Origin of the sequence: Variovorax fucosicus (assembly GCF_030316825.1) — a bacterium.
GTDB classification, from domain to species: Bacteria; Pseudomonadota; Gammaproteobacteria; order Burkholderiales; family Burkholderiaceae_C; genus Variovorax; species Variovorax fucosicus.
On sequence record NZ_JASZYU010000001.1, the window covers coordinates 816,746 to 837,864 of the forward strand.

22 protein-coding genes and 1 tRNA gene are annotated in these 21,119 nt (G+C 64.7%); 14 read left to right on the top strand and 9 right to left on the bottom strand.

Annotated features, from left to right (window positions below; all coding sequences use genetic code 11):
• The first annotated feature begins 99 nt into the window (after positions 1–99).
• Together QTI05_RS03830 and paeA are read left to right on the top strand one after the other, a co-directional pair.
• Positions 100–1,095 carry an AAA family ATPase gene (locus QTI05_RS03830; RefSeq protein WP_286541940.1) on the top strand — a complete coding sequence of 332 codons (996 nt, stop codon included), beginning with the start codon at positions 100–102 and terminating at the stop codon, positions 1,093–1,095.
• Positions 1,096–1,144: 49 nt separating this feature from the next.
• Entirely contained in the window at positions 1,145–2,443 is a 1,299-nt protein-coding gene (paeA, locus tag QTI05_RS03835; RefSeq protein ID WP_286622971.1) for a polyamine export protein PaeA, read from the top strand.
• On the opposite strand, the gene QTI05_RS03840 is transcribed toward paeA, so the two are convergent.
• Both QTI05_RS03840 and QTI05_RS03845 read right to left on the bottom strand, forming a co-directional pair.
• Positions 2,440–3,075, bottom strand: a complete 636-nt coding sequence (locus tag QTI05_RS03840) for a lytic transglycosylase domain-containing protein (RefSeq protein ID WP_286622972.1) — start codon at positions 3,073–3,075, stop codon at positions 2,440–2,442. The two genes, paeA and QTI05_RS03840, sit on opposite strands and share 4 nt — an antisense overlap.
• Positions 3,072–4,817, bottom strand: coding sequence for a proline--tRNA ligase (locus QTI05_RS03845; protein ID WP_286622973.1), 1,746 nt, complete (start codon positions 4,815–4,817; stop codon positions 3,072–3,074). Before QTI05_RS03845 ends, QTI05_RS03840 begins: the two co-directional genes overlap by 4 nt.
• Before the next feature lie 122 nt (positions 4,818–4,939).
• On the opposite strand from QTI05_RS03845, the gene QTI05_RS03850 reads away from it, so the two are divergent.
• On the top strand, positions 4,940–5,596 hold the full coding sequence (locus tag QTI05_RS03850) for an RNA pyrophosphohydrolase (RefSeq protein WP_286541936.1): 657 nt from the start codon (positions 4,940–4,942) through the stop codon (positions 5,594–5,596).
• Complete coding sequence (locus tag QTI05_RS03855; protein WP_286622974.1) at positions 5,556–6,128, top strand: CNP1-like family protein; 573 nt, start codon at positions 5,556–5,558, stop codon at positions 6,126–6,128. The genes QTI05_RS03850 and QTI05_RS03855 overlap by 41 nt, the downstream gene beginning before the upstream one ends.
• Before the next feature lie 3 nt (positions 6,129–6,131).
• Here QTI05_RS03855 and proB read toward each other — a convergent pair whose 3' ends face one another.
• The 4 genes from proB to rplU form a co-directional block, all read right to left on the bottom strand.
• A complete protein-coding gene (gene proB, locus QTI05_RS03860) occupies positions 6,132–7,274 on the bottom strand; it encodes a glutamate 5-kinase (protein ID WP_286541934.1) in 1,143 nt (380 codons plus the stop codon).
• On the bottom strand, positions 7,271–8,341 hold the full coding sequence (gene cgtA / locus QTI05_RS03865) for an Obg family GTPase CgtA (protein ID WP_286541933.1): 1,071 nt from the start codon (positions 8,339–8,341) through the stop codon (positions 7,271–7,273). The genes proB and cgtA overlap by 4 nt, the downstream gene beginning before the upstream one ends.
• 67 nt (positions 8,342–8,408) lie before the next feature.
• On the bottom strand, positions 8,409–8,678 hold the full coding sequence (gene rpmA, locus QTI05_RS03870; RefSeq protein WP_286541932.1) for a 50S ribosomal protein L27: 270 nt from the start codon (positions 8,676–8,678) through the stop codon (positions 8,409–8,411).
• Between the two features lie 12 nt (positions 8,679–8,690).
• Positions 8,691–9,002 (bottom strand): 50S ribosomal protein L21, encoded by a 312-nt coding sequence (gene rplU, locus QTI05_RS03875; protein ID WP_286541931.1) that lies wholly within the window; start codon positions 9,000–9,002, stop codon positions 8,691–8,693.
• Positions 9,003–9,250: 248 nt separating this feature from the next.
• Between rplU and QTI05_RS03880 the strand changes: the two genes are divergently transcribed.
• The 10 genes from QTI05_RS03880 (at position 9,251) to QTI05_RS03925 (ending at position 18,597) form a co-directional block, all read left to right on the top strand.
• A complete protein-coding gene (locus tag QTI05_RS03880; protein WP_286623356.1) occupies positions 9,251–10,180 on the top strand; it encodes a polyprenyl synthetase family protein in 930 nt (309 codons plus the stop codon).
• Between the two features lie 36 nt (positions 10,181–10,216).
• Positions 10,217–10,293 (top strand) — tRNA-Pro (locus QTI05_RS03885).
• 117 nt (positions 10,294–10,410) lie between these two features.
• Positions 10,411–12,141, top strand: a complete 1,731-nt coding sequence (pilB, locus tag QTI05_RS03890) for a type IV-A pilus assembly ATPase PilB (protein ID WP_286622975.1) — start codon at positions 10,411–10,413, stop codon at positions 12,139–12,141.
• A 21-nt stretch (positions 12,142–12,162) separates the two neighbouring features.
• Positions 12,163–13,383 carry a type II secretion system F family protein gene (locus QTI05_RS03895; protein ID WP_286541929.1) on the top strand — a complete coding sequence of 407 codons (1,221 nt, stop codon included), beginning with the start codon at positions 12,163–12,165 and terminating at the stop codon, positions 13,381–13,383.
• Positions 13,383–14,342 (top strand): prepilin peptidase, encoded by a 960-nt coding sequence (locus tag QTI05_RS03900; RefSeq protein ID WP_286622976.1) that lies wholly within the window; start codon positions 13,383–13,385, stop codon positions 14,340–14,342. The genes QTI05_RS03895 and QTI05_RS03900 overlap by 1 nt, the downstream gene beginning before the upstream one ends.
• 12 nt (positions 14,343–14,354) lie before the next feature.
• Complete coding sequence (gene coaE / locus QTI05_RS03905) at positions 14,355–14,957, top strand: dephospho-CoA kinase (RefSeq protein ID WP_286622978.1); 603 nt, start codon at positions 14,355–14,357, stop codon at positions 14,955–14,957.
• Between the two features lie 87 nt (positions 14,958–15,044).
• Positions 15,045–16,535: an MBOAT family O-acyltransferase gene (locus tag QTI05_RS03910; RefSeq protein WP_286622979.1), complete on the top strand. Its 1,491-nt coding sequence runs from the start codon at positions 15,045–15,047 to the stop codon at positions 16,533–16,535.
• A gap of 1 nt (position 16,536) precedes the next feature.
• Positions 16,537–17,550: an alginate O-acetyltransferase AlgX-related protein gene (locus QTI05_RS03915; protein WP_286622980.1), complete on the top strand. Its 1,014-nt coding sequence runs from the start codon at positions 16,537–16,539 to the stop codon at positions 17,548–17,550.
• Between the two features lie 85 nt (positions 17,551–17,635).
• Positions 17,636–18,391, top strand: a complete 756-nt coding sequence (zapD, locus tag QTI05_RS03920) for a cell division protein ZapD (RefSeq protein WP_286541924.1) — start codon at positions 17,636–17,638, stop codon at positions 18,389–18,391.
• Entirely contained in the window at positions 18,388–18,597 is a 210-nt protein-coding gene (locus QTI05_RS03925) for a DNA gyrase inhibitor YacG (protein ID WP_286541923.1), read from the top strand. The genes zapD and QTI05_RS03925 overlap by 4 nt, the downstream gene beginning before the upstream one ends.
• An 11-nt stretch (positions 18,598–18,608) precedes the next feature.
• On the opposite strand, the gene QTI05_RS03930 is transcribed toward QTI05_RS03925, so the two are convergent.
• From QTI05_RS03930 to argJ, 3 genes are read right to left on the bottom strand one after another with little or no spacing between them, the layout of a single operon-like run.
• Entirely contained in the window at positions 18,609–19,016 is a 408-nt protein-coding gene (locus tag QTI05_RS03930) for an NUDIX domain-containing protein (protein WP_286541922.1), read from the bottom strand.
• A complete protein-coding gene (locus QTI05_RS03935; protein ID WP_286541921.1) occupies positions 19,013–19,888 on the bottom strand; it encodes an ATP-binding protein in 876 nt (291 codons plus the stop codon). The genes QTI05_RS03930 and QTI05_RS03935 overlap by 4 nt, the downstream gene beginning before the upstream one ends.
• Positions 19,885–21,114: a bifunctional glutamate N-acetyltransferase/amino-acid acetyltransferase ArgJ gene (gene argJ, locus QTI05_RS03940; RefSeq protein ID WP_286541920.1), complete on the bottom strand. Its 1,230-nt coding sequence runs from the start codon at positions 21,112–21,114 to the stop codon at positions 19,885–19,887. The genes QTI05_RS03935 and argJ overlap by 4 nt, the downstream gene beginning before the upstream one ends.
• Positions 21,115–21,119: the final 5 nt, after the last annotated feature.

Below are 21,119 nucleotides of genomic sequence, written 5' to 3' on the forward strand. Positions count from 1 at the left end.
CTTTCCTGTCTCAAAAAACAAAAACCGTAAAGACCTGGACATCCACCGACTCCGGGCACGGCTTATGCTGTGTCCAAGTGTTCGAAACCGGAGGTGTCTATGGATTCCCGCAGTCTCGTCCCCGCTTCCCCGCCTTTTCAGCTGCCGCTGGCCAACCTGCGCAGCGTGTTCCAGACGCACGATGTCGAGCGCAAGCTCGCCAAGCTGCCCGATCGGGATCACGAACACCTCCGCACCACCTACGAACGCATGCTCGAACGCGGGCCCGACCGCTTCCAGGTCAAGCCGAGCGGCGTGCCCGAGATGGCCGCCCTCTATGCGCAGCTGCCCAACTTCACCCAGGTGCTCGACGACGTGCGCCGGCACGTCGCGCTGGCGCAGGACAGCCGCGACGGCCTCGAGGTGACGCCGATGCTGCTGCTTGGGCCGCCCGGCATCGGCAAGACCCACTTCGCAAAGAAGCTGGCCGAACTGCTGGGCACCGGCATGTCGCTGGTGCCGATGAACTCGATGACTGCAGGCTGGCTGCTGTCGGGTTCCTCCTCGCAATGGAAAGGTTCCAAGCCCGGCAAGGTGTTCGAAACGCTGGTCGACGGCCAGTACGCGAATCCGGTGATGGTGGTCGACGAAATCGACAAGGCCGGCACCGACAGCCAGTACGACCCGCTCGGCGCGCTCTACAACCTGCTGGAGCACGATACGGCACATGCCTTCATCGACGAGTTCGCAGAGGTGCCGATCGACGCGAGCCAGGTGATCTGGATCACCACCGCCAACGACGAGCGCAGCATCCCCGAGCCGATCCTGAACCGCATGAACGTGTTCGAGATCGAGGCGCCCTCGCCCGAAGCGGCGCGCCAGATCGCACGTCAGCTCTACACGTCGATCCGCGCCGAGCACGACTGGGGCCGGCTGCTGAACCCCGAGCCTGCCGACGACGTGCTCGATCACCTGTCCACCCTCGCACCCCGCGAAATGCGACGCGCCCTGATGACCGGGTTCGGCAATGCGCGCCTGGCGCAGCGCGACGAGGTTCGCGTCGACGATCTGCCCCGGGCGACGGGCGCGAGGAGCCGGATCGGATTCATGCAGTAGGTAGCGGGCAGCCGTCCATGGCACCATCAAGGTCTGTGAAGACCGTGCCATGAACCTGACCCAAAGCCTGCTCGTCATCGCCTTGCTGATCGCGGCGAGCGCCTTTTTTTCCCTCGCCGAGATTTCGCTGGCGGCCTCGCGCCGTCTGCGCCTGCGCCAGATGGCCGACGAGGGCGACATGCGCGCCGAGCGCGTGCTGCGCATCCAGGAGCAGCCGGGCCACTACTTCACTGTGGTTCAGATCGGGCTCAATGCCGTCGCGATCCTTGGCGGCGTGGTCGGCGAAGGCGCTTTTTCGCCATGGTTCCTGCGTCTTTTCGACCTCTGGCTCAATCCTGATGCTGCGAAGGCCTGGGCCTTCACGGGCTCTTTCGTCCTGGTGATTTCGCTGTTCCTGGTGTTCGCCGACCTGTTTCCCAAACGGCTCGGCATGAGCGACCCCGAGCGCCTCGCGGTGCGCATGGTCGGACCGATGAACGTGCTGATCACAGCCTTCAAGCCGCTGGTCTGGTTCTTCACGCGCAGCACCGATGCCTTGTTCAAGCTGCTGGGCATCCCGCTGCAGCGTATCGACAAGATCACCTCGGCCGACATTCTGGCGATGACCGAGGCTGGCGCGCGCGCCGGCGTGCTCGCGGTGCGCGAGCAGCAGGTGATCGCCAACGTGTTCGAGCTCGATACGCGGCTGGTGAGCAGCGTGATGACCTCGCGCGACCGCGTCGCCTGGTTCCAGAAGGACGACCCCGAGTCCGTGCTGCGCGCACGCATCGTGGCCGAGCCGTTTTCGGCCTACCCGGTGTGCGACGGCGACATCGACCATGTGCTCGGCTACGTCGATGCCAAGGACATGTTCCAGCGCGTGCTGAGTGGCCAGCCGCTCGCGCTCGACCAGGGCGTGCCGCTGCACAAGGCGCTGGTGATTCCGGATCGGCTGTCGCTCACCGAGGTGCTCGAGCAGTTCCAGCAGGCGCACGAAGACTTCGCGATCATCGTCAACGAATACAGCCTGGTGGTGGGGGTGATCACGCTCAACGACGTGATGAGCACGGTGATGGGCGACCTGGTGAGCGGGCTCGACGAGGAGCCGCAGATCGTCCAGCGCGACGAGAACTCCTGGCTGATCGACGGCGTGACGCCGATCCAGGACGTGCAGCGCGCGCTCGACATCGATCAGTTGCCGCACGCCGAAGAGTACGAAACGCTGGCCGGCTTCCTGATGGTGATGTTGCGCCGCGTGCCGCGCCGCACGGATCGCGTGAGTTGCGGCGGCTACACCTTCGAAGTGATGGACGTCGACAGCCACCGCATCGACCAGGTGATGGTCACCCGCGGCGGGGCCTCGAGCTAGGCTTGGGGCGGCCGCTCGGTGAAGGCCCAGAGACGCTGGTTGGCGAACACGGCATTGGGGTACGGCGCCTTGCCGCGGCTGCCGTTGTAGCGCCCGAGCGTGAGGAACAGGTCGCCGTCTTCACGGTTGAGGTAGTGCCGAAGAATCACGCAACCGAAGCGCAGATTGGTCTGCATGTGGAACAGCTTGGCCGAGTCGCCGTCGCCGATCACGCGCGTCCAGAAGGGCATGACCTGCATCAGGCCGCGCGCGCCGGCGCTCGAAACCGCGTACTTGCGGAAGTTGCTTTCAACCTGGATCAGCCCCAGCACCAGGCTGACATCCAGGCCGGAGCGCTTGCTCTCGTACCAGACGGTCTGGAGGAAATCGATGCGCGGCTGCGGATCGACGATCTTCTTTTTCAGGCGCTCGCTCATTTCGCCGAGCCAGCGCAGGTAGGCCAGCCGCGAGGCGGTGTCTGGGAACTCGGGCCTCGGCGGCGCTGCACTGCGTATGGCAGAGCTCAGCGCGTTGCGCACCGAGTCGATCAGCGGCTCTTCGATCTGTGCACCCGCAAGTGCCACGCGCGGCAATGCGAGCGTCAGCGCGCCCGCTGCGGCGCCACTCAGATACGAACGCCGCGACAGGCTCATGCGGCGAGCTTGGAGCGGATGAAGGCGCCGGCATCGGCCGACGGAACCTTGGTCGCAGCCGTGTCGCGCCGGTGCTGGTATTCGAACTGGCCTTCCTTCAGGCCGCGATCCGAAATCACGAGGCGGTGCGGCACCCCGATCAGTTCCCAGTCGGCGAACATCGCGCCGGGACGCTCGCCGCGGTCGTCGAGCAGCACGTCGACACCGGCGCCACGCAGTTCTTCATAGAGCACCTCGGCCGCGGCCTTCACGTCGGCGCTGCGATCCATGCCAATGGGGCACAGCACCACCGTGAACGGCGCAATCGCATCGGGCCAGATGATGCCGCGCTCGTCGTGGTTCTGCTCGATCGCGGCCGCCGGCAGCCGCGTGATGCCGATGCCGTAGCAGCCCATCTCGAGGTACTGCGGCTTGCCGCCTTCGTCGAGGAAGGTGGCGTTCATGTCCTTGCTGTACTTGGTTCCGAGCACGAACACATGGCCGACCTCGATGCCGCGCTCGATCGCGAGCAGGCCACGGCCATCGGGCGATGGATCGCCCGCGACCACGTTGCGGATGTCGGCCACGAGGTCGGGCTCGGGCAGGTCGCGGCCCCAGTTGACGCCGGTCATGTGGAAGTCGACCTCGTTGGCACCCGTGATCCAGTCGGCCAGCACGGCGACCTCGCGGTCGGCGACCAGCTTGACCGGCTTCTTCAGGTTGAGCGGCCCGAGGTAGCCGGGCTTGCAGCCGAAGTGATCCTCGATCTCGCCGACGGTGGCGAAACGGAAGCCCTCGCGCAGGCCCGGCAGTTTGCCGACCTTGATTTCGTTCATGTCATGGTCGCCGCGCAGCAGCAGCAGCCAGACCTGCACGCCCGTGATATTGCCGGCCGCATCGAGCTTGTCGGTGGCCAGCACCAGCGACTTGACGGTGGTGGCCAACGGCACGCCGAGCAGCTCGGCCACGTCGGCGCAGGTGCTCTTGCCGGGTGTCGGGGTCTTGGCGAGTGCATCGACAGCGGCCGGGCGCGGGCCGGCCGGCGCCAGCGCCTCGGCCTTTTCCAGGTTGGCGGCGTAGTCGCTCTCGGGGCAATACACGATCGCGTCTTCGCCGGTGGCGGCAATCACCTGAAACTCCTCGCTCAGGTCGCCGCCGATCGCGCCGCTATCGGCCGCCACGGCGCGGTAGGTCAGCCCGAAGCGGTCGAAGATGCGCCGGTAGGCCGCAGCCATGTTCTGGTAGCTCGCCTTCGCGGCCGTGAGGTCGCGGTCGAAGCTGTAGGCGTCCTTCATCGTGAACTCGCGTCCGCGCATGAGGCCGAAACGCGGCCGCCGCTCGTCGCGAAACTTGGTCTGGATCTGGTAGAAATTCTTCGGCAGCTGCTTGTAGCTGCGGATTTCCTGGCGCGCGATGTCGGTCACGACCTCTTCGCTGGTCGGCTGCACCACGTAGTCGCGCTCATGCCGATCCTTGATGCGCAGCAGTTCGGGGCCCATCTTCTCGAAGCGGCCGCTCTCCTGCCAGAGCTCCGCCGGCTGCACCACCGGCATGGTGAGTTCGACCGCGCCGGCGCGATCCATTTCCTCTCGCACGATCGCCTCGACCTTGCGGATCACACGCAAGCCCATCGGCATGTAGCTGTAGATGCCGGCGCCCAGCTTCTTGATCATGCCGGCGCGCATCATGAGGCGATGGCTCGCCACTTCGGCGTCGGCCGGCGCTTCCTTCAGGGTGGAGACAAAAAAACCGGATGCTTTCATCTTGCGCGCGCCAGAAACAGTGAGGGATTGACGAGGGCCGTGCTGGCCGTCGAACCGGTCGCTTGCCGTGCGTAACACGGCGTGCATAATCGACTCAGTTCATTGAAATTTGGGGTTTGATTATGCTCGACCGGGACGGCTTCAGGCCCAACGTCGGCATCATCCTGCTCAACCAGAGAAACCAGGTTTTTTGGGGCAAGCGCATACGCACCCACTCCTGGCAGTTTCCGCAGGGCGGCATCGATCGCGGCGAAAGTCCCGAGCAGGCCATGTTCCGCGAGCTGCACGAGGAAGTGGGCCTTCATCCGGAGCATGTGCGCATCGTGGCCCGTACCCGCGACTGGTTGCGCTACGAGGTGCCGGATCGGTTCATCCGCCGTGACGCACGCGGTCACTACAAGGGCCAGAAACAGATCTGGTATCTGCTGCAACTTACCGGCCACGATTGGGATCTGAATCTCCGGGCCACCGACCATCCCGAGTTCGATGCATGGCGCTGGCACGATTACTGGGTGCCGCTCGACGTGGTGGTCGAGTTCAAGCGCGGCGTCTACGAAATGGCGCTGACCGAGCTGGCGCGCTACCTGCCGCGCCAGGATTTCCGCAACCGCTTTCTGCGCAGCAATGTGCGTGGCCGCGAATTCGATCGCCATCCCTCCGATGGACACGAACCGCCGCCGTTCGAACTTCCGCCGGGTGCTTCCTTCGACCCGGATCCCAATGTCAAGCTTGCCAACGATGCCGTTCCCACGCCAGATTCCTTTCCTGCACCACGCTAGCCGCGCCGTCCTGTTCGCGGCCGGCTGCACCCTTGCCACGATCGCCGCCGCGCAGGCCAGCAACCCGGACTGGGCCCAGGCTGGATCGCCCCCGCCGCCGACCGTCACCGAGCAGGACCGGGAGTGGAAGGAAACCGAGGTTCCCCCGCCACCCACCTTCGCGGAAAGCCGGGTGGTTTCCATCCAGATGCCCCCCTACATGACGCTCAAGTTCGGCGTCGATCCCGGCACGATCGCGATCACGGGCGACGGCATCGTGCGCTATGTGGTCGTCGCCAGCCGGCCCGGCGGCGCGACCAACGCTTTCTATGAGGGCGTGCGCTGCTCTACCGACGAAGTCAAGACGTATGCCCGCTACAACAGCGGCGCCTGGCAGCCGGTGAGCGATCCGCAGTGGAAGCGCTTCAGGGATCTGAACTCCAGCTATGTGCAACAGCTGGCGGGCCAGGGGCTTTGCCGCGGCCACGCCCCCCGCGAGACAGTGGGCGAAATAGTGAAGAACATTCGCGAGCCGGTGCGCGAAGTCCAGTAGGCTTCAAGCCGCGGGCATCAGCACCATGTTGTCCCGGTGCACCATCTCCGGCTCGGCCGTGTAGCCCAAAAGCCGCTCGAACTCGGATGAAGGCTTGCGACAAAGCAGCCGCGCTTCACCGCTCGAATAGTTGGCCAGGCCGCGGGCCAGTTCGGTACCGGCGGTGTCGCGCACCGCGATCACGTCGCCGCGCGAGAAATCACCTTCCACGGCCGTCATCCCGATCGGCAGCAGGCTCTTGCCCTCGGCCCTCACCTTGGCGGCCGCACCATCGTCGACGGTGACCGCGCCGCGCATCTGCAGATGGTCGGCCATCCAGCGCTTGCGCGCCTGGTGCTTGGCAGTCTGCGCAACCAGCAAGGTGCCGATGGCTTCGCCGCGCGACAGGCGCAGCAGGGCGTCGGGCTCGCGGCCCCACGCGATCACGGTCGACGCGCCGGAACCCGCAGCACGCTTGGCCGCCAGGATCTTGGTGATCATGCCGCCGCGGCCGAGGCTCGAGCCGGCGCCGCCGGCCATCGCTTCGAGCGCCGGATCGCCGGCAACCGCTTCGTGCACGAAGGTCGCAGCCGGATCCTTGCGCGGGTCGGCGCTGTAGAGGCCTTTCTGGTCGGTCAGGATGACCAGCGCATCGGCTTCGACCAGGTTGGCAACCAGCGCGCCGAGCGTGTCGTTGTCGCCGAACTTGATCTCGTCGTTGACCACCGTGTCGTTCTCGTTGATCACCGGCACCACGCCGAGCGCCAGCAGGGTGACCAGCGTGGAGCGCGCATTGAGGTAGCGCTCGCGATCGGCCAGGTCTGCGTGCGTCAGCAGCACCTGCGCACTGCCCAGCTTGTTTTCGCGCAGCTTGGTCTCGTACATCTGCGCAAGACCCATCTGGCCGACGGCGGCCGCGGCCTGCAGCTCGTGCAGTTCGTGCGGGCGGGTGCGCCAGCCGAGGCGCTTCATGCCCTCGGCGATGGCACCGCTCGACACCATGACGACTTCGCGACCGTCATGCACCAGCGCCGCGAGTTGGCGGCACCATTCGCCGATGGCCGCCTCATCGAGGCCGCGCCCCTCGTTGGTGACCAGGCTGGAGCCGACCTTGACGACGATGCGTCGCGCGTCGCGCAGCGCGGTGGAACGGGGACTCGAACTCATTCTGCCGACGGTTCGACGAAGCGCGGATCAATGTCTACCGGTGCCTGCTCGGCCACCTGCTGTGCCTTGACATGCTGGTAGATCGCCTGCACCAGCGGCTCGCAGCCTTCGCGTGTGAGCGCCGAGATCTCGAACACCGGTCCCTTGAAACGCAGCCGCTTCACGAAGTCCTTGACGCGTGCGGCGCGCTCGTCGGAGGGCACCATGTCGAGCTTGTTGAGCACCAGCCAGCGCGGCTTCTGATAGAGGGCCGCGTCGTACTTCTTCAGTTCGCCGACGATCGCCTTGGCCTGCGCGACCGGATCGACACTGTCGTCGAAGGGCGCAAGATCGATGACGTGCAGCAGCAGGCGCGTGCGCTGCAGGTGACGCAGGAACAGGTGGCCCAGGCCGGCGCCTTCGGAGGCACCTTCGATCAACCCGGGCAGATCGGCGACCACGAAGCTCTGCTCGGGGCCGACGCGCACCACGCCGAGGTTCGGGTGCAGCGTGGTGAACGGGTAGTCGGCAATGCGCGGACGGGCATTCGAGATGGCGCTGATCAGCGTCGACTTGCCGGCGTTCGGCATGCCCAGCAGGCCCACATCGGCCAGCACCTTGAGTTCCAGCTTGAGGCTCTTCTTTTCGCCGGGCCAGCCGGGCGTCTTCTGCCGCGGCGCACGATTGATTGCGCTCTTGAAGCGCATGTTGCCAAAGCCCCCGTCGCCGCCTTTGGCGATGATGATCACTTCGCCCGGCACCAGCAACTCATACAGCACCTCGCCTGTTTCGGCGTCGGTGACGATCGTACCCACCGGCATCTTGAGCGTGATGTCGTCGCCGGCGGCACCGAACATGTCGGAGCCCATGCCGTGCTGGCCGCGCTTGGCATCGTGCCGGCGCGAGAAGCGGAAGTCGACCAGCGTGTTGAGATTGGGATCGGCCACTGCGAACACGTGACCACCACGGCCGCCGTCGCCGCCGTTGGGGCCGCCGAATTCTTTGTACTTCTCATGGCGGAACGACACGCAGCCGTTGCCGCCATCGCCGGCGGCGATGTCGATGAAGGCTTCGTCAACGAACTTCATGGGATGTCCAGTTTACAAATGAAAAAAGCCCCGACCAGCGGGGCTTCGAGCAGATCGAAGTGACTGATCAGGCTTGGGTGGCAGCCGGGGTCACGTTGACCGTGTGCTTGCTGAGCGCGCCCTTGACGGCAAACGACACGTGGCCGTCGACCAGGGCAAACAGCGTGTGGTCCTTGCCCACGCCGACGTTCACGCCGGGGTGGAACTGGGTGCCGCGCTGACGCACGATGATCGAGCCTGCGCTGATCAGTTCGCCGCCGAACGCTTTCACGCCGAGCATCTTGGGCTTGGAATCGCGCCCGTTTCGCGTGGAGCCGCCGCCTTTTTTCTGTGCCATGGTGTCCGCTCCTTAAGCAGCGATCGCGCCGATTTGCAGTTCGGTGAACTGCTGGCGATGGCCTTGACGTTTCTGATAGTGCTTGCGACGGCGCATCTTGAAGATGTGCACTTTGTCGTGCAGGCCGTGTGACAGGACTGTCACCGTGACGGATGCGCCGGACACCAGGGGCGTGCCGACCTTGATCTCGGAGCCGTTGCCGACTGCAAGAACCTGATCGATCACGATTTCCTGGCCTACGTCCGCAGCAATCTGTTCTACTTTAATTTTTTCGCCGGAAGCAACGCGATACTGCTTGCCCCCGGTTTTTATGACCGCGTACATGTTGACCTCTTGAATAAGATGGCTCTACGGACGGATTTCCGCAGAGCCCAAGATTATAGCCCGCTTTGCGCCGGCTCATGAACCGGCCGGCATGCGCAGCCGAAAGCGCATGGGCGGCTCCCTATAATCGCGGCGTCCCGGCCGCTCTGGCCGGCCCTCTTTCTGTCGCGGCATCCGACGCTTCCGCTTTGTCAGCTTCCCCCTCCCAATCCCCCACCGCCACCGCGCTCGGCCTGGTCGCCGCCGACATGGAGCAGGTCGACCGCGTGATTGCGACGCGGCTCGACACCGGCGTTCCGCTCGTGAGCGAAGTGTCCCGCTACATCATTTCGGCCGGCGGCAAGCGTCTGCGCCCTGCCCTCCTGCTCTTGATGAGCGGTGCACTCGGCTGCACGGACGCGCAGCGCTTCAATCTGGCAGCGGTGGTCGAATTCATCCATACCGCGACTCTGCTGCACGACGACGTGGTCGACGAATCGACCCTGCGCCGTGGCCGCGCGACGGCCAACGAGTCCTTCGGCAACCCGGCCAGCGTGCTGGTGGGCGACTTTCTGTACTCGCGCGCTTTCCAGATGATGCTGGACGCCGACAACATGCGCGTGATGCAGATCCTGGCCGAGGCCACCAACGTCATTGCCGAAGGTGAAGTCCTGCAGCTGATGAACATGCACGATGCCACGCTCGACGAAGCCGCCTACCTGCGCGTGATTCGCTCCAAGACGGCCAAGCTGTTCGAAGCCAGCACGCGCCTGGCCGCCGTGCTGGCGGGCAGCACCCCGGCCGTCGAGGAGGCATGCGCCACTTACGGCCAGGCACTCGGAACGGCATTTCAGGTGATCGACGACGTTCTCGACTATGCCGGGGACGCCAACGAAACCGGCAAGAATCTTGGCGACGACCTGCGCGAAGGCAAAACGACGCTCCCGCTCATCCTTGCGATGCAACGGGCCGAGCCGGCAGACAGCGCACTGATCCGCTGCGCCATCGAGGCCGGTGACACGTCACAACTGGCGGCCATCGTTGCGATCGTGCAACGCACCGGTGCGCTCGACGCCACGCGCGCAGCCGCAGCGGCGGAAGCGCAACGCGCAATCGATGCTTTGCGCGGCCTGCCCGCCAATTCCTACTCGCAAGGTTTGCTACAATTGGCGGCTCAGTTGCTTGAGCGCCGCACCTAAGTTCTTCGAGGGTCGTTTCTCTTTTACTGCAACCATCGGGGTGTAGCTTAGCCTGGTAGAGCGCTACGTTCGGGACGTAGAGGCCGGAGGTTCGAATCCTCTCACCCCGACCAGCCTTTCATGGCTGTAATGCCAAATGCTACGCGGACTGTTGCATGGCCGCGATTTACAGCATGGGGTCGATCAGCGATGATCGTGAATCAATTTTTCACGTCTTTTACATTCTTTGAATGGCCGCTGCCGAACCTCTTGTCAAAGAAAACTCGCCGATCGCGCTTCCGGGACTGGCACGTGCGCTGATCTCGGCCGGCAAGCTGGCGTCGAAGACAGCTGAAGAGATCTACCAAAAGTCGCAATCAAGCCGTTCGAGCTTCATTGCGGAACTGACCGGCACCGGAGCCGTGTCGGCCGCCGATCTGGCCCACACCCTTTCCAGCGCTTTCGGGGCGCCGCTGCTCGACCTCGATGCCATCGACCCGCAGCGCCTGCCTAAAGACCTGCTCGATGCAAAGCTGTGTCAGGCCTATCGAATCGTCGTCCTCAGCAAGCGCAGCAACCGCCTGATCGTTGCCACGGCAGATCCATCGGATCAGCAGGCGGCAGAAAAGATCAAGTTCGCATCGCAGATGGGTGTCGACTGGGTCATTGCCGAGTACGACAAGCTCTCGCGCATGGTCGAAGCGGCTGCGGTCAGCGCGGCCGAAACCATTGACAACATCGTCGGTGCCGAGTTCGAGTTCGACGATGCCGTCGACAGCTCGAGCGATGCGAACGAGCAGGCGGTGGCCGAGGTCGAAGACGCTCCGGTCGTCCGCTTCCTGCACAAGATGCTGCTCGATGCCTTCAGCATGCGCGCATCCGACATTCACTTCGAGCCCTACGAGCACCAGTACCGGGTTCGCTTTCGCGTTGACGGCGAACTGCGTGAGATCGCCAGTCCGCCGGTCGTGATCAAGGACAAGCTGGCGTCGCGCATCAAGGTGATCTCGCGTCTCGACATCTCCGAGAAGCGCATTCCGCAAGACGGTCGCATGAAGCTCAAGATCGGGGCGGATCGCGTGATCGATTTTCGGGTCAGCACCCTGCCGACGCTGTTCGGCGAAAAGATCGTGATCCGGATTCTGGATCCGAGCAGCGCCCGTCTTGGCATCGACGCGCTCGGCTACGACGCGGACGAAAAGGAACGGCTGCTCAATGCGATCGGCCGCCCTTACGGCATGGTGCTGGTCACGGGCCCGACCGGCTCGGGCAAGACCGTTTCTCTCTATACCTGCCTGAACCTGCTGAACAAGCCCGGCGTGAACATCGCGACGGCCGAAGACCCGTCCGAAATCAACTTGCCGGGCGTCAACCAGGTAAACGTCAACGAAAAGGCCGGCCTCACCTTCGCCACCGCCTTGCGTGCGTTCCTGCGGCAGGATCCCGACATCATCATGGTCGGTGAAATCCGCGACCTCGAGACTGCCGACATTTCGATCAAGGCCGCGCAGACGGGTCACCTTGTGCTGTCGACCCTGCACACCAACGATGCACCGACCACGCTGACGCGGATGCGCAACATGGGCATCGCACCATTCAATATCGCGTCCAGCGTGATCCTGATCACCGCTCAACGCCTCGCGCGCCGTCTGTGCACGGTGTGCCGCGAGCCGCACGAAGTGCCGCGCGAAGCGTTGCTCGACGCCGGGTTCCGCGAGAATCAGCTCGACGGCTCGTGGAAGCCCTACCGGGCGGTCGGCTGCTCGGCCTGCAATGGCGGCTACAAAGGACGCGTCGGCATCTACCAGGTGATGCCGATCACGGAAGAGATCCAGCAAATCATCCTGCGTGACGGCAGTGCGCTCGACATTGCGCGCCAGTCCGAAGCCGAGGGCGTGCGCTCGCTGCGCCAATCGGGTCTCAAGAAAGTCATGCAGGGGCTGACATCACTTGAAGAAGTGGTGGCGTGCACCAACGAGTAACACACGGCGCACAAGGATCGTATGGCAACCGCAACATCCACTCGGAACATCAAGGAAACCGTCTTCGAATGGGAAGGCAGGGATCGCAACGGCAAGCAGGTGCGCGGCGAGATGCGCGCGGTCGGCGAAAACCAGGTGCAGGCGTCCCTTCGGCGCCAGGGCGTGCTCCCGACCAAGATCAAGAAGCGCAAGATGCGCGCCGGCAAGTCGATCAAGCCGAAGGACATCGCCATATTCACGCGCCAGCTCGCCACCATGATGAAAGCCGGTGTGCCGCTGCTGCAGGCCTTCGACATCGTCGGCCGCGGCAATGCCAATCCGAGCGTCGCCAAGCTGTTGAACGACATCCGGGGCGACGTTGAAACCGGTACGTCGCTGTCCGCGGCGTTCCGCAAGTTTCCCAAGTACTTCGACAACCTGTACTGCAACCTAGTCGAGGCAGGCGAAGCGGCCGGTATCCTGGAAGAACTGCTGGATCGGCTGGCCACCTACATGGAGAAAACCGAGGCGATCAAGTCCAAGATCAAGTCGGCCCTGATGTACCCGACCTCGGTGGTGGTGGTCGCCTTCGTGGTGGTCGCGATCATCATGATCTTCGTGATCCCGGCGTTCAAGTCGGTGTTCAGTTCGTTCGGCGCCGACCTGCCGGCGCCCACCCTCATCGTCATGGCCATCAGCGAGTTCTTCGTCGCTTACTGGTGGCTGATCTTCGGGGTGATCGGCGGCGGCATCTATTTCTTCCTGCAAGCATGGAAGCGCAACGAAAAGGTTCAGCGGGTGATGGACCGGCTGCTGCTCAGGCTGCCGATCTTCGGCACGCTGATCGACAAATCCTGCATCGCGCGCTGGACGCGCACGCTGGCCACCATGTTCGCGGCCGGCGTGCCGCTGGTCGAAGCGCTCGATTCGGTGGGTGGCGCGTCGGGCAATTCAGTCTATGCCGATGCCACGACCAAGATCCAGCAGGAAGTCTCGACCGGCACCAGTCTGACGTCCGCCATGACCAACGCCAACCTGTTCCCGTCGATGGTGCTGCAGATGACGGCGATCGGTGAAGAGTCCGGCTCCATCGATCACATGCTCGGCAAGGCGGCGGACTTCTACGAGTCCGAAGTGGACGACATGGTGGCGGGTCTGTCGAGTCTCATGGAGCCCATCATCATCGTGTTCCTCGGTGTCATCATCGGTGGCATCGTGGTGTCGATGTACCTGCCCATCTTCAAGCTCGGCCAGGTCGTCTGATGTGGGTGTCGGCGGAAATCGACGCCGCACTGGCCGGCGTGCTGGGGCTATTGATCGGCAGCTTTCTCAATGTGGTGATCTACCGGATGCCGGCCGTGATCTACCGCGACTGGCTCACCGATTCGGTTTCCAGTTTGACGCCGGCAACCGACGGCCCGAGCCTGTGGACGATGGTGTTCGGCAACAAGTCTGCCGCACCGCCCGCATTGGAGGCGGCCGCCGCCGCTGCGGCCGCGCAGCTTGAAAGCCTGCCGCCCCTGAGTCTTTCCAGGCCCCGTTCGCGCTGTGGCGCCTGCGGGGTTCCGATCGCGTGGTACCAGAACATCCCGGTGCTCAGCTACATCTTCCTGCGTGGCAAGTGTTCGGCCTGCAAGGCGCCCATCAGCATCCGCTACCCGCTGGTCGAACTCATCGTCGCGGCGCTGTTCGCGCTGGCCGGCCACCGCTTCGGCATCAGCCCGGTCGGCGCCCTCTGGGCCGCATTCGTTGCCTTGTTGGTGTGCCAGTTCCTGATCGATCTCGACACCCAGTTGCTGCCCGATCCGCTCAACTACGCCCTGCTGTGGCTCGGCCTGGTCGGCGCCGCGCTGGGGTGGACGGGCGTGCCGTTGAGCTCGGCCGTCTGGGGTGCGGTCGGTGGCTATCTGAGCCTCTGGGGGGTGTACCACGCCTACCGTCTGGCCACCGGCAAGGAAGGCATGGGTTATGGCGATTTCAAGCTGCTGGCGGCGCTCGGCGCGTGGCTCGGAGCCGACTACCTGCTGGCCATCGTGCTCGTGTCGTCGCTGGTCGGCGCGGTGCTCGGGCTGACCCTGCTCTACATCGGCAAACTGGCTCACAAAGATATCCCGTTCTCGTTCGGTCCGTGTCTTGCGGGCACCGGTATCGTCTGTTTCGTGATCGGGCCGGAGACGGTTCGGCAACTCGTGCCGTTTGCGTTTCCGTTCGGCATGCACTGAGTTGCCAGCGGCATGCAGCGCATCGGCCTCACGGGCGGCATCGGCAGCGGCAAGAGCACGGTGGCAGCGATGCTGGTCGAACAGGGCGCGGCACTGGTCGATACCGACGCCATCGCCCGCGCGCTGACACTGCCGCAGGGCGAAGCGATGGCACCGATCGCGGCGCTGTTCGGCCTCGACGTCGTCGACGCGGATGGCGGCCTGGACCGCCCGCGCATGCGCGACATCGTGTTCAACAACCCGACAGCCAAACGGCAACTCGAGGCCATCCTGCATCCGTTGATCGGCGCGGCCTGCGAGCGTGAGGCCAACGCGGCGCAGGGCCGTGTCGTGGTGTTCGATGTTCCATTGCTGGTCGAATCGGGCCGCTGGCGTGCCAGGGTCGATCGCGTGCTGGTGGTCGACGCCAGTGAAGCGACCCAGCTGCAGCGTGTCATGGCGCGTTCCGGCTGGTCGGCCGAAGCAGTGCACGCGGTGATCGCTCAGCAGGCCTCGCGCACGGCACGCCGGGCTGCCGCGGATGCGGTCATTTTCAATGACAGTATGACGCTGCCGGAACTCGCTGCCGAGGTCAGGACTCTGTGGTTGGAGTGGGCCGCCGCCAGCACGCGATAATCGACAGTTGTCCGGCGCAGCGTCTGCCACCATAAGCTGAGGCAAAGAGACGCGCCCACGGGCCCACCGGCAACGCCCCCCGATTCGATGCTTTTCAATTCCTACGCGTTCATCTTTGCCTACTTCCCGATCGTGCTGATCGGGTTCTTCCTGATCGGGAAGCGCAACGTCCGCGCTGCCGCCGGATTTCTGGCGCTGGCTTCGCTGTTCTTCTACGGCTGGTGGAGCGTCGAGGCGATGCCGCTGCTGCTGGCGTCGATCTGCTTCAACTACTGGGCCGGCCTGCGGCTCACGCCTGCGCCGGAGCGCACCGACCGGCAACGCAAACGCATGCTGGTGTTCGCGCTCACGGTCGACCTGGTGATCCTGGGCGTCTTCAAGTACGCCAACTTCTTCATCGCCAACGTCAACGACGGCCTGGCGGCGGCGGGCGCCACGCCGCTGTCGATGCTGCATATCGCACTGCCGATCGGCATCTCGTTCTACACCTTCACCCAGATCGCGTTTCTGGTCGACTGCTGGCAAGGCAAGGTGCATGAGCGCAGCTTCGTACATTACGCGCTGTTCGTCACCTACTTCCCGCACCTGATCGCCGGGCCGGTGCTGCATCACGCGCAGATGATGCCGCAGTTCGCCAATCCATCGACCTACCGCGTCGACGCCAATAAGGTGGCGCTGGGCCTGGCCATCTTCACCTTCGGCCTCGCCAAGAAACTGCTCATCGCCGACAAGATGGGGCAGTACGCCGACCTGATGTTCACCGGGGTGCACAACGGCACCCTGCCCTCGCTCTACACGGCGTGGTTCGGCGTGCTGGCCTATACGCTGCAGATCTACTTCGACTTCTCGGGTTACTCCGACATGGCGGTGGGCCTGTCGCTGTGCCTGGGCGTGCGGCTGCCGCTCAACTTCAATTCGCCCTACAAGTCAACCAGCATCATCGAGTTCTGGCGCCGCTGGCACATCTCGCTGTCCACCTTCCTGCGCGACTACCTCTATGTGCCGCTGGGCGGCAATCGCAAGGGCGAGGCGCGGCGCTACATCAACCTGTTCCTGACGATGCTGCTGGGCGGCCTGTGGCACGGCGCGGCATGGACCTTCGTGATCTGGGGCGCGCTGCACGGCACCTTCCTGATGATCAATCACCTCTGGAACGCCAAGGTGCGCCGCAATGCCACGCCGGGCCGGCTGGCGCGGGTGGCCGGCTGGGCGCTCACCTTCCTGTGCGTGATGATCGCGTGGGTCGTTTTCAGGGCCGAGAGCGTCAACGCGGCCCTCGAAATCTACAAGGGCATGCTGGGTTTTCACGGTGCGCCGACTTCGGCCTTCAGCGAATTTGCCGTGCCCTATCGCAAGCCCGAGTTCTTCCACACGCTGCTGGTGGGCCTTTTCATCTGCCTGGCGCTGCCGCCGACGATTTCGCTCGAGCGCTGGGTGCCGCAGCCGGCTTTGCTGGCTGGCCAGCCCAGGATGGCCTGGACGGCCACCGCCGTGATTGCGCTGGCCACGGCTGTGCTGTTCGGGTTCTGCGTGTCCCAGCTCGGTTCGTACAGCCCGTTCCTCTACTTCCAGTTCTGACATGACGCCCGCCAAACTCTGGCTCCGGATCTTCCTGGCAGGCTTCGCCGTGGTCGTCGCGATGCTGCTCGTAACGCTGTTCACGCCGGTGCCTTACGGCGACCTGTCGCGCATCGGGCGCGTGTCGGATCACGAGTTCGGCTGGCGCCGCCAGCCCCCGCCCTTCCCGCCCGAGGCCAGCTTGCGCGCCGTGCCGATCGACCAGGCCGATATCGTGGTGATCGGCGACAGCTTCTCGATGACCTACATGTGGCAGTCGGACCTGGTTCAGGCCGGCTACAAGGTCACCACCATCTACTGGGGCCAGTACAGCGAAACCATGTGCGGCGACCTGCAGGCATGGTTGCAGCGCGCGGGCTTCCGCGGCAAGCTGGTGATCTTCGAAAGCGTGGAGCGGCTGCTGAAGGAGCGCCTGAAGAAGAGCACGGCATGCGAGCAGATGAGCAAGCCTTTTGCGTCGAGGCCCGCGCCGCTGCTCCCTGCGCTTTCCCACACGCCTCCATTCGAACTCAACAGCGGCGCCACGCTGATCAGTGGCCTCATCACCTGGGATCACACGCGCCGCGCGAAGAAATCGTCAGGTGATGCGGTGTTCGACGAAACCCAGGTGCGTGTCGTGCCCGATGGCTGCGCGCAGTTCAGCCACCGGCTCTGCAACAAGGCGCTTTTCTTCGACGAGGACGTGAAAAACGGCGAACTCGATCTGCAGGACTTCGACCGCATGACGCGGTTCAATGCCAGCCATGTCACGACCCCGTTCATTTGGATGGTGATTCCCGACAAAACCACCACCTACCTGGATCCGAACCACTCGAAGGCGTTCATGGATGCCTTCCGCGCCGCCCGCCTGGGTCCCGACCTGTATGCGATGACGGCCGAGAACCGCATGAAAGTGCAGGATCTCTACTTCCCCAACGACACCCATTTGTCGATGCATGGGCAACGCATTCTCGGCCAGCGCATGCTCGCCGCAGTGCGCGAAAAGTTGCCCACACCACCCGCCCGATCACCGTAACGCCGTGTGACGTTGCGGGCGGTATCGCCTTGAACGCGGCGCATGCACACCTTCGGGCTATGATCGATCGACTGAAAGCCGACGCGTGATCCTCTACGAGTACCCTTTCAACGAGCGCATCCGGACTTACCTCCGGCTCGAACATCTCTTTCGCCGCCTGGGCGAACTGGTTCCGGCCGACTCGGCGCTGTCGCACCACTACGCCCTGATCACGATCTTCGAGGTCATGGATGTGGCGGCGCGTGCCGACCTCAAGGCCGATGTGCTGCGCGACCTCGACAAGCACAAGAACGTCTTCAACAGCTACCGCGGCAACCCCGCGATTTCTGAAGCCGTGCTCGACCAGGTGGTGGCGCAACTCGAGCGCAACTTTGCGACGCTCAACACGGTGCCGGGCAAGGCCGGGCAGGCGCTCACGGAGAACGAGTGGCTGATGAGCATCCGCAGCCGTGCCGGCATTCCGGGCGGCACCTGTGAGTTCGATCTGCCGGCCTACTACAGCTGGCAGCATCACAAACCCTCGGCGCGGCGCGCAGACCTCGAGCGCTGGTCGGCCACGCTGGCGCCGCTGGCCGAATCGATCTACCTGCTGCTGAAGTTGCTGCGCGATGCCGATGTGCCCTACAAGGTCATGGCCAGCGCCGGCCAGTTCCAGCAAACGCTGCCGCAGGGCCGAAGCTTCCAGTTGCTGCGGCTGCGCATCGACCCCGCATTCGGCCTCGTGCCCGAGATCAGCGGCAACCGCCTGATGGTGTCGGTGCGGCTGATGCGGCAGGAAGCGGATGACCGGCTGCATCAGAGCAGCGAAGACACACCTTTTGAACTGACTCTCTGCGCATGAGCGGCGAAGCGAATTTCGGCGAACGCATCGTTCGCTGCCCGGCCTGTGGCGAAGACAGCTACTACGCGCCGCGCAACCCTTACCGTCCGTTCTGCAGCGCCCGCTGCAAGGGCATCGACCTCGGTGCCTGGGCCAGCGAATCGTTCCGCGTGGCGGCAGACGCACCGCCAGACGACGAGCTGCCCGGCGATCCCAGACTGCAGTAGCAGGCCCGGTTCTACAGGCCGCGTTCCTGCGCCAGCCAGTCCAGCACGGGCAGCGCGCCCGGCAGCACCGGCGTCACGTCGAGCGGCAATTGCTGCCAGCACATCTGCTGACCTTCGCGCATCTCGAACTCGCCGCGCCAGTCGCGCACCTTGCACCAGTGCAGCCGCACCAGCGCGTGCGGGTAGTCGTGCTCGGTGACCTTCCAGGCCTCGGCGCCTGCGATCGTGATGCCGAGTTCTTCCTGCAGCTCGCGCCGCAGCGCCTGCTCCACCGATTCACCCGCCTCGATCTTGCCGCCCGGAAACTCCCAATAGCCGGCGTAGGCCTTGCCCTCGGGTCGAGTCGACAGCAACAGTGCGCCATCGTCGCGCAACAACACGCCGACCGCGACTTCGGTGTGCTGACGCGGCGCAGTCATGCCACTGCCCGCCCGGCGTAGTCACGCGCGAACTGGTAGGCCACGCGGCCGCTGCGCGAGCCGCGTTCCAGCGCCCAGACCAGCGCGTCCGCGCGCGCCGCCTCGATCGCCACAGCGGTCACGCCGAACGACGAAAGCCACTGCGCCACGATCGCGAGGTATTCGTTCTGGCTGAACGGATAGAAACTGACCCAGAGGCCGAAGCGCTCCGACAGCGAGATCTTTTCTTCGATGACCTCGCCCGGATGCACCTCGCCGTCATCCGTGTGCTTGTACGTGAGGTTGTCCTTCATGTACTCGGGCAGCAGATGGCGGCGGTTGCTGGTCGCATAGATCAGTACGTTGGCGGTCGAGGCTGCGATCGAGCCGTCCAGGATCGACTTGAGCGCCTTGTAGCCCGGCTCGCCCTCGTCGAAACTCAGGTCGTCGCTGAACACGATGAACTTCTCCGGGCGACCGGACACAACATCCACGATGTCCGGAAGGTCGGTCAGTTCGGCCTTGTCGACCTCGATCAGGCGCAGGCCCTGCGGCGCATAGGTCTGCAGGCAGGCCCGGATCAGCGACGATTTGCCGGTGCCGCGCGCGCCGGTGAGCAGCACGTTGTTGGCCGGCTTGCCCTCGACGAACTGGCGCGTGTTGCGTGCGATCTTTTCCTTCTGGAGGTCGATTTCCTTCAGGTCGTCGAGCGCCATCGCGGCCACATGCCGCACCGGCTCCAGCACGCCGTGGCCGGTGCTGCGCCGGCGATAGCGCCAGGCGATCGACGCGCCCCAGTCGGCCGGCGCCGAAAGCGGCTGCGGCAGCACCGATTCGATGCGGGTGATGAGTTGCTCGGCCCGCTCGATCAGCTTCTCAAACTTTTCATTCATGACCTGTAGTCGGCATTGATCGACACGTAGTCGTGGCTCAGGTCGCAGGTCCACACGGTATCGCTCGCGTCGCCGCGGCCGAGGCCGATGCGCACCGAGATCTCGCTCTGCTTCATCACGCGCTGCCCGTCTTCCTCGCGGTACGAGGGATTGCGCCCACCCTTCACGGCCACGTGCACGTCGTCGAGATACAGGTCGATGCCGGTCTGGTCGAGATCGTCGATGCCCGCATAGCCGACGGCGGCCAGGATGCGTCCGAGGTTCGGGTCGCTCGCGAAGAACGCGGTCTTGACCAGCGGCGAATGCGCGACCGCATAGGCGACCTGGCGGCACTCGGCCGCGTCGCGCCCGCCTTCGACGCGGATCGTGATGAACTTGGTGGCGCCTTCACCGTCGCGCACGATGGCCTGCGCAAGCAGGCGCGCGACATTGCGCATCGCTTCGAGCAGTGCGCGGCCGTCCGCCGAATTGAGCGAGGTGACCGGAGCGTGCGCAGCTTTCTGCGTGGCGATGACCACGAACGAGTCGTTGGTCGAGGTGTCGCCATCGATCGTCACGCGGTTGAACGAGGCATCGGCCAACGCCTTGGCCAGAGGATGGATCAGGGCCGGGTCGATCCTTGCATCGGTCGCCATGAAGCCGAGCATGGTCGCCATGTTGGGTCGGATCATGCCGGCGCCCTTGCTGATGCCAGTGACGGTAACCGTCGCGCCGCCAACCTGCACGCGCTGGCTGAAGGCCTTGGGCACCGTGTCAGTGGTCATGATGCCTTCGGCCGCGCGCGCCCAGTGGTCGGGCGATGCGTCGGCCAAGGCAGCGGGCAACCCCGCTTCGATGCGATCGACCGGCAGCGGCTCCATGATCACGCCCGTCGAAAACGGCAGGATCTGTTCGGGCGCGATGTCCAGCTCGCGCGCCAGTGCCACGCAGGTCTGGTGCGTGCGTGCCAGCCCGTCCTGGCCGGTGCCGGCGTTCGCGTTCCCGGTGTTGATCAGCATCGCGCGAATGCCGTAGTTCTTTGCAAGATGCTCGCGGCAGACCTGCACCGGCGCCGCACAGAAGCGGTTCTGTGTGAACACGCCGCCGACCGCTGCGCCTTCGTCGATCAGCACGACCGTCAAGTCCTTGCGATTGGCTTTGCGCACGCCGGCTTCGGCCACGCCGATGCGCACGCCGGGCACCGCGAACAGCGCGGCAGGATCAGGAGCAGTGAGGTTGACGGGCATGGATG